At 52.8% G+C, this 18,997-nt stretch carries 17 protein-coding genes; 6 read left to right on the top strand and 11 right to left on the bottom strand.

All coding sequences use genetic code 11. The annotated features are described in order from the left end of the window. Positions 1-16: 16 nt before the first annotated feature. The 4 genes from MY069_RS10560 to MY069_RS10545 are packed head-to-tail and all read left to right on the top strand — an operon-like array spanning position 17 to position 4,931. Positions 17-1,096 carry a hypothetical protein gene (locus tag MY069_RS10560; protein WP_482793747.1) on the top strand — a complete coding sequence of 360 codons (1,080 nt, stop codon included), beginning with the start codon at positions 17-19 and terminating at the stop codon, positions 1,094-1,096. Then, entirely contained in the window at positions 1,093-2,295 is a 1,203-nt protein-coding gene (locus tag MY069_RS10555; RefSeq protein WP_482793746.1) for a carboxylate--amine ligase, read from the top strand. Before MY069_RS10560 ends, MY069_RS10555 begins: the two co-directional genes overlap by 4 nt. Positions 2,296-2,300: 5 nt before the next feature. Then, on the top strand, positions 2,301-3,332 hold the full coding sequence (locus tag MY069_RS10550) for an Ldh family oxidoreductase (RefSeq protein WP_482793745.1): 1,032 nt from the start codon (positions 2,301-2,303) through the stop codon (positions 3,330-3,332). Positions 3,333-3,362: 30 nt separating this feature from the next. Further along, on the top strand, positions 3,363-4,931 hold the full coding sequence (locus tag MY069_RS10545; RefSeq protein WP_482793744.1) for a glucosamine inositolphosphorylceramide transferase family protein: 1,569 nt from the start codon (positions 3,363-3,365) through the stop codon (positions 4,929-4,931). Here MY069_RS10545 and MY069_RS10540 read toward each other — a convergent pair. The 9 genes from MY069_RS10540 to MY069_RS10500 form a co-directional block, all read right to left on the bottom strand. Further along, positions 4,928-5,935 (bottom strand): complex I NDUFA9 subunit family protein, encoded by a 1,008-nt coding sequence (locus tag MY069_RS10540; RefSeq protein ID WP_482793743.1) that lies wholly within the window; start codon positions 5,933-5,935, stop codon positions 4,928-4,930. The two genes, MY069_RS10545 and MY069_RS10540, sit on opposite strands and share 4 nt — an antisense overlap. A 133-nt stretch (positions 5,936-6,068) precedes the next feature. Next, positions 6,069-7,136: an acyltransferase family protein gene (locus tag MY069_RS10535; RefSeq protein WP_482793742.1), complete on the bottom strand. Its 1,068-nt coding sequence runs from the start codon at positions 7,134-7,136 to the stop codon at positions 6,069-6,071. Then, on the bottom strand, positions 7,133-8,353 hold the full coding sequence (locus tag MY069_RS10530) for a hypothetical protein (protein ID WP_482793741.1): 1,221 nt from the start codon (positions 8,351-8,353) through the stop codon (positions 7,133-7,135). Before MY069_RS10530 ends, MY069_RS10535 begins: the two co-directional genes overlap by 4 nt. Positions 8,354-8,512: 159 nt before the next feature. Further along, positions 8,513-10,732 (bottom strand): GumC family protein, encoded by a 2,220-nt coding sequence (locus tag MY069_RS10525; protein WP_482793740.1) that lies wholly within the window; start codon positions 10,730-10,732, stop codon positions 8,513-8,515. 96 nt (positions 10,733-10,828) lie between these two features. Continuing rightward, on the bottom strand, positions 10,829-12,094 hold the full coding sequence (locus MY069_RS10520) for an outer membrane beta-barrel protein (protein ID WP_482793739.1): 1,266 nt from the start codon (positions 12,092-12,094) through the stop codon (positions 10,829-10,831). Positions 12,095-12,213: 119 nt separating this feature from the next. Beyond that, the gene (locus tag MY069_RS10515) at positions 12,214-12,687 is read right to left on the bottom strand and encodes a hypothetical protein (protein ID WP_482793738.1); all 474 of its coding nucleotides are present in this window, start codon (positions 12,685-12,687) and stop codon (positions 12,214-12,216) included. Positions 12,688-12,763: 76 nt separating this feature from the next. Then, on the bottom strand, positions 12,764-13,339 hold the full coding sequence (locus MY069_RS10510) for a polysaccharide biosynthesis/export family protein (protein WP_482793737.1): 576 nt from the start codon (positions 13,337-13,339) through the stop codon (positions 12,764-12,766). Between the two features lie 19 nt (positions 13,340-13,358). Then, positions 13,359-14,072 (bottom strand): metallophosphoesterase family protein, encoded by a 714-nt coding sequence (locus tag MY069_RS10505; RefSeq protein ID WP_482793736.1) that lies wholly within the window; start codon positions 14,070-14,072, stop codon positions 13,359-13,361. A gap of 376 nt (positions 14,073-14,448) precedes the next feature. Then, positions 14,449-14,637 (bottom strand): hypothetical protein, encoded by a 189-nt coding sequence (locus MY069_RS10500; protein WP_482793735.1) that lies wholly within the window; start codon positions 14,635-14,637, stop codon positions 14,449-14,451. Positions 14,638-14,864: 227 nt separating this feature from the next. On the opposite strand from MY069_RS10500, the gene MY069_RS10495 reads away from it, so the two are divergent. After that, a complete protein-coding gene (locus MY069_RS10495) occupies positions 14,865-15,446 on the top strand; it encodes a hypothetical protein (protein ID WP_482793734.1) in 582 nt (193 codons plus the stop codon). 4 nt (positions 15,447-15,450) lie between these two features. On the opposite strand, the gene MY069_RS10490 is transcribed toward MY069_RS10495, so the two are convergent. Further along, the gene (locus MY069_RS10490) at positions 15,451-16,542 is read right to left on the bottom strand and encodes a glycosyltransferase (RefSeq protein ID WP_482793733.1); all 1,092 of its coding nucleotides are present in this window, start codon (positions 16,540-16,542) and stop codon (positions 15,451-15,453) included. A 129-nt stretch (positions 16,543-16,671) separates the two neighbouring features. Beyond that, positions 16,672-17,361 carry a sugar transferase gene (locus MY069_RS10485; protein WP_482793732.1) on the bottom strand — a complete coding sequence of 230 codons (690 nt, stop codon included), beginning with the start codon at positions 17,359-17,361 and terminating at the stop codon, positions 16,672-16,674. A 303-nt stretch (positions 17,362-17,664) separates the two neighbouring features. Between MY069_RS10485 and MY069_RS10480 the strand changes: the two genes are divergently transcribed. Beyond that, on the top strand, positions 17,665-18,996 hold the full coding sequence (locus MY069_RS10480) for an O-antigen ligase family protein (RefSeq protein ID WP_482793731.1): 1,332 nt from the start codon (positions 17,665-17,667) through the stop codon (positions 18,994-18,996). The last annotated feature ends 1 nt before the right edge of the window (position 18,997 follow it).

Raw genomic sequence — 18,997 nt, 5'->3', positions numbered from 1 at the left:
ATGGGTGGATTGGGCGATGGCATCGGGATCTCTTGTACGGCAATGGCGTCGGAATAAGCGGCGCCTCCTGAATTTGCACGCGGGTCTCGCGCGGCGCCGTTTAAGACCGGTGCGGGCGAAATTCTATTCTGATCTTTGGACCAATTCGGCTGAGGCGATTGGAGCAGAAATATCGGCAAAGCCAAATGGCCTCTTGGAAATTCGCAAAAACAATCTCGCCACCTATGTCCGCCAATCTGACCTCATGCTGGATAGCGACATCACGCTGAGCGTCTTCGCGAACAAAGCCCTTCATTACGAATTGATGGTCCAGAAATCACTGCGCTTGCCTGAATTCAAGAATTTCACGCTCGGCTCTCTTTCCGAGGCTGAGCAATTTCTCAAAGCGCAAGCCGGACCGATCGTCGTAAAGCCTGCCGATGGCACCGGGGGCGGTCAGGGCGTCGTCACCGGCATTACCAATTTGAGCGCGCTTAAGGCAGCGGCGCAGCATGCATCCGGATACAATCCGCGCCTCATCGCGGAAAAACAACTGACCGGAGCATGTTATCGCCTAGTCTATTTAAATGGCGAGTTTCTAGACGCTGTCAGACGCGATTCTCCCAGTGTCACCGGAGACGGTACGTCAACCATCGCCCATCTCGTGAAAGCCGAAAACAGCGCTCGCGAAGACATAAATAATATTCGCGCGCTGAATCCGCTTATCCTCGACCAAGAGAGTCGAAACACATTAACCGCCGATGGTTTGACCCCAAAAACGGTTTTAGCGGCCGGGACATCCGCTCGCGTAAAATTGGCCGTCAATGAAAACTCAGCTGCTGAGAACCACATTGTCCGCGAGCTAGTGAACGCGGAAATCATTGAGCTTGGCGCCCGCCTCGTCCGAGATTTTGGTCTCAAATTTGCGGGACTCGATATAACCTCAGACGACATATCTGCACCTCTGCTCGACGGGGACACCTATTTCAATGAGATCAATGTAAACCCCGGGATTCATCATCACTATCTCGTCTCTAATCCATCTCAGAGCGCAAAGCTCGCCCCGCAATTGTTAGATCGGATGTTCACCAGCAAAATGGGCACAATTCAGTTATGACCAAATTCGACCCATCCACGCCCGTTCTTTTGCTCGGGGGCAAGCAAAACGCCGTCGCCGTGGCCCGAAACTTAGGCAAGAAAGGCGTCCCGATTGTCGCAAGCGGCTATTCGGACTCTCGGGCAATTTACTCGAAGTACTGCAAGCAGACATTCGTGGTGCCGGCAAAAGCGGATGCAACCGAATATTGGGCTAACCTGCTTCTGACGGACCGGCCCGCGGCACTCCAGAACAATATTGTGCTGCCGTGTTGTGATGAGTCTTTGGCGTTTATCGTCGCGAATTATCAAGCCCTGTCCGAACACTATGCCTTGGAAGAGCTTGTGCCTGAGCAGCGTGAGATGATGCTCGACAAACAGGCGACTCTCGATGCCGCCCATAGCGTTGGCGTGCCGGCGCCGAAGCATTGGACGGTCCAATCGATTTCTGACGTTGAGAAGATCAAAGACGAGATCATGTTTCCGGTTATGGTGAAGCCGATCGACTCCTATGCGTTTGTCCACACTTTCGGGAAGAAGCTCTTCATCATTGAGGACAGTTTCGATGAAGTCGTCGAAAAGGTAGCGCTGGCACACGAGAAAAATCACCAGGTCATGGTTGTCGAGATGATCCCAGGTCCAGATCGTCTGCTTAATAGCTACTATACCTATCGGACAAAGGATGGCGTGAAGCTCTACGATTATACAAAGAGCGTCATCCGCAGATGGCCGATCAATCGCGGCGGCTCATCCATGCATCAATCTGAGTGGCTGCCCAAAACCGCAGAAATGGGACAGCGCTTATTTGATGGCCTGGAGTGGCAGGGCATTGCGAATGTGGAGTTTAAAACAGACACGCGCGATGGTCAGCTGAAGATCATTGAAGTGAATGCAAGATTCACAGCCGCGCATCGCCTGGTCACCGATGCGGGCGCGCCGATTGATGAGATCATTTACTGCCATCTGACAGGTCAGCCTGTTCCGACATTTGATACATATTCGAGTAAGCTTAGAATGCTCAATCCGATGCGAGACCTGATTGCCTTTCTCGCCCTGCGCAAACGCAAAGAGATCACCACCTTTGGCTGGCTCAAAAGCCTATTCGAACAGAAGTTCATTCTGTCCTATTTCAGCTTAACAGACCCTGGCCCGATGTTGGCTGAGACCCGAGGCGACCTTTCGCGTGTGTTCAATAAAATAAAGGGCGCGGTCGCGAAATAAAGCGCATGAGACTTAATCATTCCGAGCTGTCAGCTGTTACCCAAGATATCCTGCTCAGCGCTGGTATTAGTTCTGAACAAGCTCAAACCGTGACCGAAAACCTTATCTGGTGCGATATGGTTGGACGCCGGAATCACGGAATTGAGCGACTTCCAATCCTGCTGAAACACGTCTCTGCCGGGACCCTTCGCAGCGCGCCAAATATGAAATTCGACTCCTTGAGCCCCACGATGGAGCGGCTAGATGCGGACCAAGCCTTCGGACATCACGCGGGACGGATCGCGATAGATCGCGCAATCGAACTTTCCGAAACATTCGGGATTGGCATTGTAGGGGTTCACAATAGCAACTTTTTCGGCGCCGGCGCTTACTATGCTGCCCGCGCCGCGGAAGCTGGGAAGCTTAGCTTAGTCCTCAGCAATTCATTTCCAAAAGTCGCGGCACCTGGCGGGCTTCAAGCTGTGCTCGGCACGAACCCATTTACCTTCGGAGCACCTCGACGAGATGGGCATCACGTCTTGGTGGACATGTCGACCGCGGCTGTCGCCGGCTCCACGGTGCGCGAGAAAATCGTCGCAGGTGAAACATTCGAGCCAGGCGTTGCGATTGATGGCGAGGGAAATCCAATTCTGGATCCCAATGAAGTTATGGCAGGAACTCTGCTGCCAGCGGCTGGCGCGAAAGGCTTCGGGCTCGCTTTGATGGTCGAGATATTGAGTGCGGTGCTCACCGGCGCCGCGATCTCTCACCAGGTTGGATCGATGTACAAAAATTTCGAACGAAGCGGGGAAAATGGGCACTTCTTTATGGTCCTCAACACCCAAGTCTGGCTGTCGCTCGAAACGTATTTCGATCGAATGGATGCGCTCGGCGCTGCGCTCAACGCGACCCCGCAAGATAGTGAAACGCGCTTTCCGGGTCAGGTGCGTTGGCAACAATACGAAGATAGTCTTGAAAACGGAGTAGAGGTTGATGCCAACATGCTTTCGTCCTTCATGGCACTTGCCGAACAGCAGGGTGTGACGGTGCCGTGGTAGGTTAGAGTTTTAGGGGTTGGGAAAACGCTCATGGCGAACGAGCCATTAAAAATCGCGCTTGTCTGTGACCGCCGAGGCGACCTCGAGCCTTGGATGCAGCGGCTTGCCACGCGCATAGAAGCCACCTCGGGACTCGAACTTTCTGCGCTCATTGAACGTGATGCCGACAAGACCGAACGTCCGAAACCGGCGCTCGGTTGGTGGTGGAGGCTCGAATCCAAACTCGCCGCCAAACCAAAGGCGGCAAACACCTCCGAGTTCGAGAACGTTCTGTCCGAATTGCCCATCATCGGCAGCACCGACGCACGAGCGATCAGCACCCTAGAATGCGATATTATTCTGGATCTGACCCATCAGTGTGGACTTGGAGTTGACCCTAAACTGTGCCGTTTTGGAGTCTGGGTCTTAGACATGCTTGGCCCGACCTATGGCCATGAGTCCGTGCGCGCGATCGTCTCTCGCTCGCGGTTGATTGAGATAAACCTTTGCCGCCTGAGCGCGGAAACACCCAAGGCAGACATCATCGGCACCGCGACCTTGAACACCAAATTTATTGCGGCACTGAACCATCTCTATCTTTGCGAGAAATCTGTCACGCTGATCATGCGAGAGCTCAAACGGGTGCAGCTCGATGGCGCGCTTCAAGCCTCCGGATCAAAGACCCTCGCGCAACCCGCATCGCTCTCATTCGCAACCCTGTTCAAATATGGAACGCATCTCGGCCGCGAGGTGGTCACTCGGATCGGAACCAAAATTGGCTCAAAACTGGGCCTGCGACCAGGCATGTTCTACTTGCAGACGGCGCAGGCGTCGCTCGCGGCTTTTGATCCAGCCAAAATGACGCCTCAACCGGTCTCCGGAAACACCTATTACGCTGATCCGTTTCTGTGGGAAAAGAATGGCGAGACCCACTGTTTCTTTGAAATCTACGATTATAAAACCTCGCACGGCCATCTCGGGGTCGGGCGTTTCAAAAATGGTGTTCTGACCGAGACAAGGTCGATTATCAAAAGCGACTATCACATGTCGTATCCGTTTTTATTTGAGCATGGCGATCAGCTTTACATGATACCCGAAACCTGTGGGGCGAAGCGAATAGAGCTCTGGAAATGCGTCAACTTCCCGGACGGGTGGGAACGCGATCGCATCTTGCTCGATGACGTGATTGCTGCGGATACCAGTATCGCCGAAATCAATGGAGAATGGTGGCTGTTCACCAATATTTCCACAGATCCTTTTGGCGAGATGAACTCCGAACTCCATGTTTACAAGATCGATGGGCCAGACCTGAAAACTCTAACCCCTCATCCGCTTAACCCTGTCGTCTTTGACGCGCGGACCGCCCGCAATGGCGGACGCATCCATCATGAAAACGGAGCTGTGCTGCGGGCATCACAAAATAATTCGCATGGCCTTTATGGCTACGGATTAAACCTCATGAACATCGCTAAGATCTCGATGACCGAATATGTCGAATCCCTCGAACGGGCAGTCGAACCAGACTTTAAGCCCGATCTCATCGGATGCCATCATATCGACATCCGTGATGGATTGGTGGTCATTGATGTCCGGAAACGGATTGGCGGGCGCGCCGGCTAAGCGCTTTCGCTTTCCTGGTGGTACTGACCATAAGGGCGGAACCGATAGAGATAACTCGGAACAATCGCCTCGACGGACTCGACATGCTCAACCCCTAGGTCAGCGAGTGTCAAAGCCTTGTCTGAGACGACATTATCGGTCTTCAGCATCTCGACTTGATCACCCGTGATCGGTGGTGCACCAAAAATCCCAGAAGATAGTGGCCAAACATACCGAAACACCGCTCCAAAGGTCAGACCGAGCGGTTTGGCGATGAAGAATGGCAGCGGAAGCGCGTACCGCTTTCGGTCAATTGTTTTGCCGATATAGTCGTAGAGGTCGTTGAAGGAATAGACGCGCGGGCCGCCAAGCTCATAAGTCTTGCCGGCGGCATCGCTTCTGGAAACCGCATTGGCGATCGCGTCAGCAACATCTCCGGCGTAAACCGGCTGCAGTTTCGTGTCTCCGCCGCCAATGGCCGGAAGGAAAGGCGCGAATGTCGAAATCGGATGCGACGACATCGCTGCAAAGCGATTGAAGAACTGGTCTTCCGGGCCAAAAACGATCGATGGACGCAGAATGACCGCACTGGGCACCGCGCTCCGGACTGCTTGCTCGGCTTCTGCTTTGGTTTTTGCATAATCAGCGCGAGAGTCAGGGTCCGCGCCGATCGCCGAAACATGCACCAGGGTTTCAACATTCGCCGCCGCGCAAGCTTCTGCGATGTTTTTTGCGCCTTCGCGCTGAGCGCCTTCAAAACTCTGGCGGCCTTTTTCATAAAGGATACCGACCAGGTTCACGACCGCATCAGCGCCCTCTATGGCCGCTTCCACAGAAGCTTTGTGCCGAACATTGGCTTGAACGATATCGACCCAGCCAGGTGCACCCGCGAGCCGCACATCTCCAGCCAGATGCGGTCGACGCACCGCAACCCGAACGCGGTAACCGGCTTGAACAAGGCTACGAGCGGCATAACGCCCGATAAACCCAGAGCCGCCAAACAAAGTTACGAGTTTGTCGCCCATTGCACTACCCTCCGAACCTAACGGAACTTCCACTTAGATTCGGTTTTGATCACGCCGCCCGCGTCTTGTCTATGTGGCAAGACATACAAATCCGTCGGCTGAAGCGCTCCTTGAAACAGCCGTAGGCCTCGCCCTATTCCGCGGGCGTAGGCCGTGTCAGGCGCGCCATCTCTGGACGGACATAGAGGAAGTTCAATGACGTATTTCGGATCATTCGCTCGAACACCAATGGCGACAACACAGCGACCATCAGTATGATGAAGGTCGAGAGACCGACGCTGCCCAGAGGATCACCGATACGTTCAATGATCTTCTCGGTCACCTTCATCGGGATATAGAAAGTCAGATAGACGACAATCGAGTTCTGACCGATATAGCGAATGAGATTCCCGACATTATGCTTGGCCATCAACACGCCCAACGCGCACACAGCAAAGGCTCCAACCAAGCCGAATATCGGCGCGATCAGCGGCACATGGTGCAGGTCTAATTCTGCAAAATACCAATTCGTCACACCCCAAATCAAAAGCCCGATGATGAGCGCTTTGGTGTGCGGGCGCACGAACTCTGCGCCTTTGAAAATCAAACCGGCGCCAGCATAACCGACATAGAAATAGATGAATCGGTCCATAAATCGGCTCAAGGCGGTCCAATCGGAGTGGAATACACCGGATTGAACGAGGGTGTTTAACGCAAAGCCAACCAAAAGCATGACGGTCACCGGGACCTTCCGCGTCAGCCGGGTCACAACGTAGAACACGGCGAGCATATGCAAGAACCAGAGCGCGTTTACCGGCTCGACAAAGGCGGTCAAAAAGGCCTGGCCAAATCCAACCGGGTCAGAAATCAGAAGGCCAGCCTCTTTCAATGGCAGCAAAATAACCAACCAAAGCGTGTAGAAATAGAGGAAGTGTACGACTTTTCGATCATAATAGGATCGCGCGTCCGAATTGATCGAACGGTGCAAAAACAAGCCCGCGATCAGGAAGAAGTCGGGCATCCGGAACGGTTGCGCAAAATCGACCACCGGTCGCAGCCAACCTTCCGACCCAGCTAGGAATTCATAATTGACGACCGTGTGCATCATCACGACCAAGATCATGCAGATGCCTTTAGAGTAATCGATCCAATCGATCCGATCAGCTTGGGTTGTTTGCCCCCCAACTGCAGCCGCGCTTGGGTTAAATAGATCTCTGATCATGGGACATCGCTCCAGCCATCACGGCTTCTCGTTTTGATGTTAAGTAGGCGGTAGATAAAGTGGCGAACGCGCACGAAAAACGCCCTGTGGCGCCCGGCAGTGGCTAATCGCCTGCGCAAAAAGTATTCGATGGTGACAATCCAATGGTACTTTTTGGCATAGGTGATCGTATTGGTGAGGACACGCTCAATATCGGTGCGCTTCACGCGCCTCGCTTCTTGTAACATTTCCGAGCAATTGACGTGACCCGCCAATAAAAACGTTGTCAGCTTTTCGGGTCGATAATCTGACCAATCAAAGGTTGGCGCCTGCTCAGGCGACAGGCCAAGCAGGTCTAAACCAATCATTGTGCGCAGACATTTTTGGCATTGAGAGCAATTTAGACGCTCACCGGATTGGGGGCCATGCTCACAGATCGACAAATGGTGCATAAACTCAGGATTGCTCGATAGCACCCGTAGTTTCTCAAATCGATTGGTTTCGGCGCCAATGTGATCCACGGATAATCTGGAGGATGACAACAGACGGTCGGTTTCTGGATGAGACCCCCAGGGCCGCAATTGGTCATAAGTGAACGACGAGGATATCAAGAGCCGGTCGATCGATTGCCCAAGGAAATAACCAACAGCTGCATATGCCGTTCCGTGCGCCATGCTCGCCCACGCATCCGTGATCTCAGGAAACGCGAACATCATATTGGTTTCAATGGTGACGAGCGGCTTGCCCTGAGTCTCGGCAAAGGCGTGAAGCGAAGAATTCGGTTCAATCAATCCTGGAAGGTCCGGTGCCTTCTTTCGATGGACGACATTGATGAGCGTCGCGATATCGTCGGCATGTTCATGCACTGTGAACAGAGAATCAATTCCGCCGGTGAACAAGCACCCACCGTTTTTTAGCTCAGTATTGGCAGCGGCGTCGCGAAACGCGGGCACTCGAATTTCAACGAGCTTCTTTTTACGCCAATCCTGCCAGCGCTGCATCAGCTCGCGCATATTATGGTACAGGCGGGAGTCTATCGGTTCTGAGTGCTCATAGGGCTCGGATCGAAGATAGGCTGCGAGCACCCCGAGAACGAAAAAATGATCCGCGGTCTTGGGAACATCCACAGACGCATCGGTTGCAAAAAACACCGTACGGCGGGATCCGTTTGCGAGCTCATAAACCGCCTCGGAAAAAGTTGTTTCAGCAGCTCGACTGGAAATCTTCAGAAGCTTCATGAATGGACTGTCCGAGAATGGTAGGTTGGCCGTAAATCAGTACCCAACTGTGCCAGAAGCATGCCAATCGGCATGCTTCTGAACGCTCAAACACGGTTTTGTTATTGAGCCCAATCTAACCGGTCATATTGTCCGTAGATTGGGCAATAAATAGCGCTGTTATCCGGACGTATAATACTTGTCGTAGGACTTGTATCCGGAGTGGCCATAGCCTTGTCGGTGGTACTTGTTCATGTCCACGCGGTTCAACGCAATTCCGGTTACGCGGGCGCCGAAATCTGTCAGAATAGACAAAGTTTCTTTCAGGGCCGCGCGGTTGGTTTTCAGCCAGCGGGCGACGACGACTGTTTGATCCACCTTGCTCGCCAATACGCGGGTTTCCGCCATGAGGAGAATAGGGCCGGTATCAAAGATAATGAGGTCATACTTCTCTTTTAGCGGCGCCAGCATATCATCGAATACTCTTGAGCCGAACACATCCCGAGGCGTGTGGCGATCCGCGGTCAGTGGAAGGATGTCCAGGTCGGTTTTTTCGTCTTTTACAATGGCTTCTTCGAGAGAGCATTCGCCGAACAGGTATTCTAAGAATCCGTGCTCTTGAGAATCTCCAACCGAATTGGATGAGAGTTGACGGCGACGGAAATCCCCATCGACGATCAGCGTTTTGGTGCCTGACATGGCGCACATACGGCCCAGTCCAAACGTCAAGGTCGACTTGCCCTCGTCAGGTTGCGAGGAGGTAATCGCAACAGTTTTGACGGTCGAATCCAGATCAGCAAACATCAGTGATGCGCGTAGATTCCTCAGCGCTTCGGCATAACTCGACATCGGATTGTTCACCAGGAAGTCGCCAGGTTTCTTCCGGCCCGAACCAGCAATTTGCGGGAAGTTGCCTAAGAATGGGACTTTGAAATTGGCTTCGACGTCCTCTCCAGTGCTGATTTGGCTATTGAGCGATTCAATAATCATCACAACCAAAGCACCCAACATGACGCCAAGGACTAGGCCAATGGCCAGATTGAGCGATGTTTTCGGGAAGGATGGGCGTGATGGTACAGTCGCTCGTGACAGAATCCGAGCATCGGCTTGCGCGAGATCTTCTTGATCATCAATTTGCTTATAACGCTCGAGATAGGTCTCATAGGTCGTACGCGACGCCTCTGCATTGCGCTCCAACTCGCGAAGCCGCACGCTCGCCCGATTATTCTCGGCAAGTGTCGCACGCATGCTTGAGAGGTTCCGCTCCAAACTGTTCAAGCGTTGACGAGAAATCGTGACTTCGCTTTCCAGATTTGAGACTAGACGGCGTACCTCAGTTTGAATCTGAGATTCGACGTTTGAATACTCGCGATTAATCCGCTGAATTTCCGGGTGGTTCGGCAGATATCTGTTCTCGAGATCGGCCTTCTCACGATTGATTTCGGCCTGCTGGCGACGCAGTTCGTTGATCACAGACGATTGCAATGCCTCGCCACTGACCTCAGCAGAACCGCCGCGCTGGGCAATCTCGCGAATAGAGTTCAGACGCGCTTCTCGCTCAGCCAGATCTGCGCGCTGAACAATCAATTGCGCATTCAAATCCGTCATTTGTTGTTCGTTTAGCGTCGTGGCGCCGGTCGCAAATAGACCAGAGGCCGCACGATAGGCTTCTACAAGGCTTTCCGCTTCGTTCAGCTCGACTCGGAGATCAGATAGCTGTTCTTCGATCCAAGCATTGGCACGCCGGGTCGCTTCGTACTTCGCATCCAACTGCTCAACCAAATATTGGTCGGCAATTTCATTGGCGATCGCAGCAGCGAGTTTCGGATCATAGCTATCTGCAGAGATCGCAATACCGTAGGTCGTGCCAATTCTATAAGCATTGGTTTTGGAGAGCAGTGAGGACACAACCGAGTCCATCTCAGAGCGTCCGCTATCGCCATCGCTAACGGATTGCGAAGCGTCATCACGTGATGATCCACCGAACACACCTTCCAACATAGACATTGCGGTGCGTTTCGCTTGATCGATACTGCTTCGCTCGCGGAGCCGCGAGTTGAACTCAGGGGATTCGACCAGATTGAGCTTTTGGACAATCTTCTCCGCCAGCGTACGCGACCGGATAATCTCAACTTCAGTGTCGACCACCGCTGCGTCTGGTGCCAAGCCGGATAAAACCGAGCCGACATCTACGACATTCGTTTCACGTACATCAATGATGACGGAAGCGTCTGTGGAATAGACAGGTCTCGCTTGAAAGGTGAAAACCGCGACCAGCGAGAATACAAGGATCATCGTGATGAAGAAGACCGGCAGACGACGTCTGAAGGCCCTCAATATCTGATTTGGATCCGTAATTTTCTCGTCTACAGCTGCCCCATAAGCAGGCCGATCCGTCATTCTGGCGTCCAGTCTAAATGGCTTGTTCACTACATCCGTCCTCTAATGGCACACACATTCTGTTATGCCAGCAAGTCTCGGACCGAATTTCGCCGATTAGGGGAATATGCGCAGCCCGATTAAAAACCGATTTTCGGAGAAATCCTGCACATTCGAGGACTGATCCGTCAACTCATAAGATCCATCAACCCAAAGATTCGGGTTCACTTTCCAAGTTGCGGCCGCTCGCAGGTTCCAGCGGTCATCATTTCGGTCAACATTCTCGAAATCGAAATTCGTGAAACGCGCCTCGCCTGAGACGATTACATTGCGGCGGAGTTCATGATCAGCGCGTGCACTCACATTGGTCCGAACAGCCGCATTTGATTGCGACAGACCTGGGTCAATGACACCGCGGCCCGCGCCAAAGCTCAGCGTGGTTAGCTGGCTCGCAAACCATTGCAGGCCGCCATCGACCGATAGGCCGCTCACATCGTCTACGGTTGGATCGTCATATTCACTTTGGAACGCACCAATACCTATATCGCCTCGAATGAGATTGCGGAGTTCGAAATCAGTACCAACCCGCAGCGAGGTGTTTGAGAAATCGCGGTTCAGAGCGGTAAAAATATTTGGCCCATCATAATCTGATTCACTGTGATCAACTTCGGCAAACACCGCCCAGTCGCGCTCGACAGCGTAAGACGTCCGCACCACCAGTGACGTGACATCGCGATCTCGGAAATCTTGGTCTTGAATCAATCCGTCATTGAGGGCGACATCATCATAATCAAATGTCTCGAGCCCAGCGGCGCCGCGAATACGTAGGCGTCCGGCTTCGTATTGAATCCCGGCTTCACCGCCAACACGCGTATACTCGACAGGTTCGGATGCATTCTCGACGCTCGCGATATTTGAACGCGGCTCGGTTAGGTCATCCGCCTGGAATGCGCCAAACAGGTTAACTTCGCGACTGACATCAAGTCGACCGTCGCCGCCGAGATTTAAGTTTGTGCGACTCTCAGAAGACGTGTCGCCATATTCAATGTGGTCAATCCGCCCTCGGAGACCAAGCGCGTGTCGGCTCCAAGTCGAACGAACATCGATGCTGGGCCGGATGCCCAAAAAGTAATCATCGACTTCATCATTACCCGTCGCAAAAAGGTTTGAAGTCGCGCCAGCCGTAAACGACACTTCAGGCGTGATCTCAAATCCGTCTGTCCGGATCGGAAGGGGATCAAACTCGGGCTGAGAGCGATCGGTGACCGCCTCATATTTATTACGGATGAAGAAGTCTTCATCTTCCTGCGCCACGGCGCTTCCGGCTCCAATGGCAACGCAGAGCGCGCCCAGCGAACTAATTTTGAGAAGATTCTTTTTCATTGTGAATCGTGCCTGTCTAGTTTGATACCCGCCCCGGCAACTATCCCTGAAAAGATGTAGTTCACCTTAACCGAACGCACAAAACTGTGCGATCGATTTTCAAGGATTTCATGTAAAAACTACTCTTGATAGTCCGAAGATGGCGGATCTGAAGGTGATCCGCTAAGTGGCGGCAGATCGGAAGAGTTTGACAAGATAATGCTATTCGGAGCGCTAGGCCCTTCTGGCTCTTCGGTTTCAAAGCGCACCGGTGTCGCAGCAGGTTGTGCCGCGCCTAGCCGCGCTTCGAGCGTTGCCATATCTGTCTCTGCCAAAGCAAGCATGTTCACAGCGAAGCTGTTCATCTGCCCGCAAACATTGTCGGCCGTAGACAGAAGCTTCAGCGCCGCAACGACATCCGTCATGCTCGCTTGCATTTTTGTCGATTCAGCTTTGAAGTCAGCCTGTAGCCGCTCCACCGAGTCACAGTTTGCATAGGCCGCAACAGTCCATGCCAAAGCTTCACCATCGAGCTTAGAATGGGACGTGTCCGCAGCAGCCGACAAGCTCATAAGACCACCCACGGTAAGCGAAGCGATAAGTTTTCCAATCATCACGATACCTCTTTTTTTATTCCATACGCGAAATATTCAGAAGAGGAAAGTTCCGCTCCCGTATCACGCGAACCGCCTAGAAAAACCGTTCTACGACGCGAATTGTGTCACCTGGTAGGATTTGGGTCGATGGATCCAGTTTCAAGCGAAACTCCTCGGAGTCCTCCGCGCCCTTGATCAGGATAAAACTCTCATTCGCACGATACGTAAAACCGCCTGCTGTTGCGACGGCGTTTAAGACTGTTAGCCCGTTTGTGTACGGGTACTCGCCGGGCTGACGCACTTCACCCAAGATATAGAACGGTCGATAGTTGAGCACTTCCGCGTTGATCCGCGGCTCACGCAAATAGCCATCTGCATAGCGCGCTTCAACCGCGCGCTGGAATTCGCGGACCGTAAGATTGAGCGCAGGAACCTCGCCAATCAATGGCAGCGAAACCGTTCCGGTTCCATCGAGAACATATTCGCCAGAGAGTTCGGGTTCGCCAAAGACGGTGACGCGTAATTGGTCTGCAGAGCCCAGGCGGTATTCCCCGACTGTTCGCTCCGCCATGGCTTCAGGTTCCGCGCCGTTGCTGGCAGCGGGTGTTGACTGACAGGCCGAAATCCCAACCAGCATTGCTGCGGCAAATCCAAAAACTAAGCGCTTCATGCACCCATTCCTCTTCGTTCTACGTTTCGGTGGCGATGAATTCCACCTCAGTTCCTGTTAGCTTCGCAGCCGTGAGGCGCCCCGTAAAGTAAGCACCTGTATCAACATTGATCCGTCTGTGGTCGCTGTGCGGGGTATCGACCGGCGTATGCCCGTGAACCACCATAACATCGAATGTCGAGTTCTCTTTCAAAAACTCATCTCTGATCCACATAAGATCATGATCGGTTTGCTCTGCGAATTTCTTGCCAGGTCGCAAACCGGCATGCGCAAACCCATACCCGCCAATCCTTACGCTGGTCGGAAGCGACATCAAAAATGTCTGATGGCCATTGGGAATAGCCTTTAAGAACGCATCATGTGCATCCTCCCACTCGGCATTCAGAGAAAGACTCCTTGGGGGCCTTACGCCGTATGACACAAGCGTCTCCCGGCCGCCATAAGCGGCCCATTTTGGGCCAAAACTCGGGTCCGATAAAAATGATAGAAGCGCGTCTTCGTGATTGCCTTTGAGATAGTGGGTTTCAAACGGCGCAAGCCGATCACTCAATAGCGTCTCAATCACCTGACGAGATTGCAGCCCGCGATCTATATAATCGCCCAAGAAAACCAAGTGCGGCTTCCGGTCGAGATCCGTGATGTCGGCTTCGATTTTGTCGAGCAGCTTTGACAATAGGTCAGCGCGGCCGTGAATATCACCAATCGCATAAACCACCGCGCCCTCTTCCAGCAACGGACCTTCCGCGCGCTCTAAATTCGCAATGGGAGCCGCTGATCGCTTAGATTTAGAGGGGCGAGTCTCGCGCTTTTGCCGAGACACCTTTTCAGCAGCAACATCTCGCCGGCCGAAAAGTGAAATCAATTGGTGTGTAGAACGCCCTAAAAAGGCTCGGCCAGCTCCAACCATAGGTAATAGCCATCGGCCGATTTGCTCGGCGATACGCATGATCCAGCGTTGGGGTCGTTGGAAATGATCAGGCATGGTCTCGACTGGCGTCCCGTTAACGCACCATATAGTCTTTCGCGGTCACGAAATCTATGCGTTTGCGTCAAGCACTCTTCAATATGGGCCGATGACCATGCATTCATCGTACCAAGACGTGAAGTGGTTAGAACACGATCGCAAACACGCTAGCCCAGAATGCTGTGCAAATGATGGTGACCCCCAATGCAGTCGGCCACAAAGGCCACTTGGCGGATCGATCGTTTACTGAACGCGAGCTCAGCTGCGTTTGCGGCGTGGCCAGCACATCTACAGTTTGCCCGGCGACTTCATTTTGGCGCAATGCGTAGCGCATATAAGTCTCTTTGTATCTTGCTCAGGTTTGTAGGTTTAGGACGATCAGATTGACTAGTTCTTAATCGATTGGGGTATGTTTCAACTATTAACCCCGTCGTCTCTTCTTCTACTTCTGATCTAGCGCACTTTTTGCAAGAACAAGCCATAATAATCGGTAATTCAAGAATGAAATCGAGCAAACCACTGATTTTACGTGTGATTTTGGCGGCCCCTATTGTGGGAATAATGGCAATTGGAGGCGTCACAGCCTATGCGGCCATGTCGTCCAATACGCGAATCTCAGAGCTGCAAACAACAAATGTTGGAGCATCGGAGGCGGCAGAACGGCTGCGCTCGAGTACAGTCGTTGAGCATCCTGGAGAGTGGATCGCGGTGGCAACCGCCCTGAGTACGGAGAGCGCGCAGAATGATGCCCGCTCAATTGACCTACTTGAGCGCGCTTTAGCCGAGGCGCCGGATGATGCGAGCGCCTGGGCGCTTTTATCCTTCTTACACACCCGGCAGTCCGGTTCCTTCACGCCCGCAGCTGAAAACGCTTTGAGAGAATCAAACGCGCGCTGCCCAATGTGCAACAAGGCGCTAATGCAATGGCGCCTTACCTTTACGCTGCAACACTGGGATCAAGTACCTGAAGATGTCCGCATGTCAGCTTTTGAAGGCGCCGATTTTTTGCGCTGGTGGTATTCTGATCACGACTATCTCCGGCAAGTTGGCAACAGTGCCAAAGCCCGGGGCATCCCGTTCAATGAATATCGCCGAAAGGTGAACACAAAAGTTCGCCCAAATGAGATTCCAAGCGCAGGCTGAACGCCTAAATCTCAATCCCATTATCGGCGAGGATTTTCGAGATTTTTGACTTGAAATGGTCGGGACTGAATTGATTAGCGTGCTGCTCGATTTGATTGGGATCGAACGAGGCGCGCTCAAATCCTTCAACGGCCTCGATGAGCGAGTCCACAGATTGTTCCGAGAAGAGCAGCCCCGTTTTGCCATCAATCACGGTATCAAGCGCGCCGCCCTTACCATAAGCAATTACGGGTCGGCCCGAAGCCATCACTTCGACCGGGATCATGCCGAAGTCTTCTTCGCCTGGAAAAACAAGCGCTTTGCAGGCCCCAAAGTGCTGCTTAAGCTCTGAAAATCCAACGCGTCCGAGAAATTTCACATTCGGCCCAGCGCGTTGCTCAAGGTCTTTTTTCTGTTCGCCATCGCCGACCACGATCAGTGGTTTTCCCAGCTTGGTGAACGCGTCCACGACCAGATCGAAGCGCTTGTATCCAACGAGCTCCCCGGCAGCGAGATAGTAATCGCCTGGTGTCTCTGTGCGGGCCTTCGCGAATTCCGAAACGGCGACAGGCGGGAACACAACTTCGCTGTCCCTGCGATAGAATTTTTGGATTCGTCGCGCCACAAAATTTGAGTTTGCAACAAACTGATCGACTCGTGCAGCGCTGGTCACATCCCAGGTTCGAAGCCGGTGCGCGATCCCAGGAAAGACCTGCCGCGCGACAAAGCCCGCGCTACCAAAATAGTGCGGGTAGAGATCCCAAATATAGCGCATTGGGGAATGGCAATAACATAAGTGGAAGGCGTCCGGACTGGTGATCACGCCTTTGGCCGGTCCAGACTCTGACGAGATCACAAGGTCATAACCGGTGAGGTCAAGCTCTTCCAAAGCCCGGGGCATGAAAGGCAGATATTTCTGATACTGAGACGTCGCGAAGGGCAGCTTAGAGATAAACGTCGTCTCAATCTTGTGCCGGTTTAGCGTGTCGCTGAGTTTTGAACGATCCACCACATGCGTGAAAATATCCGCCTCCGGAAACATCTCGCACAGCGTTTCCAATACGCGCTCGCCGCCGCGCATATTCGTCAACCAGTAATGCACCAACGCAACACGCATGTTCTCAAACCTTGGATTTGTTCTAGGCTCATCCGGTTGGATGGTCGGCCGTCATTAGCACCAAGCGATTATCGCTTCGTAAAATCACCGCTCATTGAAGAGAAATACTTTAATGCTCGAGTATCGAGTCTATTTCGCGCCATCGGATAGCAAGACGGCAGGCACGGTCATCACCATGATCTGAATGTCTTTGAAATAGGTTCTTTCATTGACATAAGTCACATCAAGCGCAACGCGCTCATCATAGCTCGTTTCACTCCGGCCGCTCACTTGCCAAAGGCCAGTCAGACCCGGGCGGACGCTCGCATAATAGGTGAAATAGTCGCCATATTTTTCGACTTCATTGCGGACGATCGGACGCGGGCCAACAATCGACATGTCGCCGCGGATGATATTGATCAGCTGCGGCAGCTCATCCAAAGACGATTTACGCAGGAAATTTCCAAACGTCGTAATGCGGGGATCATTGTCGAGTTTTTGAGTCGCTGCCCATTCAGCTCGCGCTTGCGGATCGCGCGCCAATAATTCTTCGAGTTGCTCTTGTGCATTTACGTGCATGGAGCGGAACTTGTAGCAAAGGAACTCGCGACCATTGAGACCAATCCGTCTCTGTTTAAAAATCGCGGGGCCGCCATCCGACAAACGGGTGATCACGGCGATCGGGATTAAGACCGGCAACAAAAAGACAAACGCAACACTCGCCACGAACACATCCGTAACGCGTTTTAGAGCTCCATTTGCTCCGACTTTGACACTCGCATTCTGCAGTGCAGCGTAATCTGCGTTTGGCAGATCACGCATATATGGCTGGTATCCCATTCTGGTCCCACACTTTCCGCCGGCTAGCCCGGACACAACTGTTCTAACGGGGAATTAGCAAGTTCCTTGCCAAATCTGTTAGAAGCTGCCCACCTTCCAGGTATTAGCCGCCGTTGAAATAACTCTGACGAAATTGCTTATGGCGCGGGTTTTGCTGCAATTGCAAACATGTTCGCGTGTGAGGCGAAAAATTTAATGTTTGTTAACCTACAAAACCAAAATGCGAGCAGAGTTGCCGCAGTTTTAACCGACCCCTTATTCGTCTGATCCTATCCTGCAGCCACCGGAACAATTGAGCCAATCATGTCCCCTTCAAATCCAATCCTGTTGAGAACGCTCGGGATGCGGTCCAAGCAAGACATGGTGATGGGCGTGTCTGCCCTTTTGATGGCTTTCGGCCTGCTGTTATCTCACCTCGTTGCCGGAGCTGACATCGCCTCGGTCGCCGCGCCTTTTGTATTATGCGCATGCGCGCTGCTGGTTGTATTGTGCATTTTGGAACAGGCCAGAAATGTCACCATCGCGATGGCAGTGGTCTCATGTCTTTTCTTGCTATGGCTCGCATTCGATTGGATTGGCTCATGGCATCTTGCCAGGCATGAAGTGCAAACTTTGATCGCGGCGGGCGCGATTGCGTCGATCGGCTTCACGATTGGACGCACCAATAGAGGCCTTAAGCTCGCTTGGAACACACTGATCTGGTCGATGCTGGTTTTCGTGGCGATTGCCAGTTTCTCTTTCTTTTCTGCCCCGCCGAGTTCCGAGACCTTTGGCAACCGCCTCAGCGCAGGCTTCGGATCTCCCAACACTGCTGCTACCCTGTTTGGTCTGATTCTGTTGGTCTCATCGGCAAAGCTGATGGTTCGCTTTCAAAGCGCACACTTTAATGCTCGGCCGCGCGGCGATCGCCTTGCGCTTCTTGCTCAATACGAATTCTTCACGATCGCACTTGTTTTGGGTGCTCTAATTTGCCTTGTGTTCACCGTCTCTCGCGCGGGAATCTCAGTCGGTTTGCTGAGCTTTTTTGCGCTCGTCGGATTTGAAGTCTTCCGGATGCGTAGCCGAGGTCATTTTTCATTCTTAAGAAAACGACGTTCGATCCTTCTATTGCTCGTTCCAGTTGTCGCTATTTTGGCGCTCGCAATAACTGGCGAGATCAATCAAGCCAGCCAAGAATCCTTATTAGAGAATGCCTCTGGCCGACAATCAATCAACCAAATCTATTGGCAAGTGTTTCTGGAAAAACCTTGGTTTGGACATGGCCTCGGCAGCTTCAACGCCATCAATGATCAAATCACCACGGCAGATAATGCTGCCACGCTGATGCCGCTGGGAGCGGTGCACAATGTGATCCTGCAATGGCTGGTTCAACAAGGCATCTTCGGCGTGCTCGCGATGGCGGCGGTGTTCGGCATCATATTCTATCCCATTGTCTCCGCGCTTCGGTCACGATCTAAGAAACCGCGGAATTTCCTGCGCCTTGCGGTGGCTGCGACCTTCCTCGTCTTTGCGCATGGCATGGTTGACTATGCCCTCGAAATCCCGAGCGTGATGTGGACTTATGCCTACATTCTCGGGCTCGCAGCCGGATATGCCTCTATGATCCGAGTGCAACGCCACCAGTCTGACGAATAAC

The organism is Hyphomonas sp. ske169, assembly GCF_056850855.1.
This window is presented reverse-complemented; position numbering and strand designations above follow the sequence as displayed.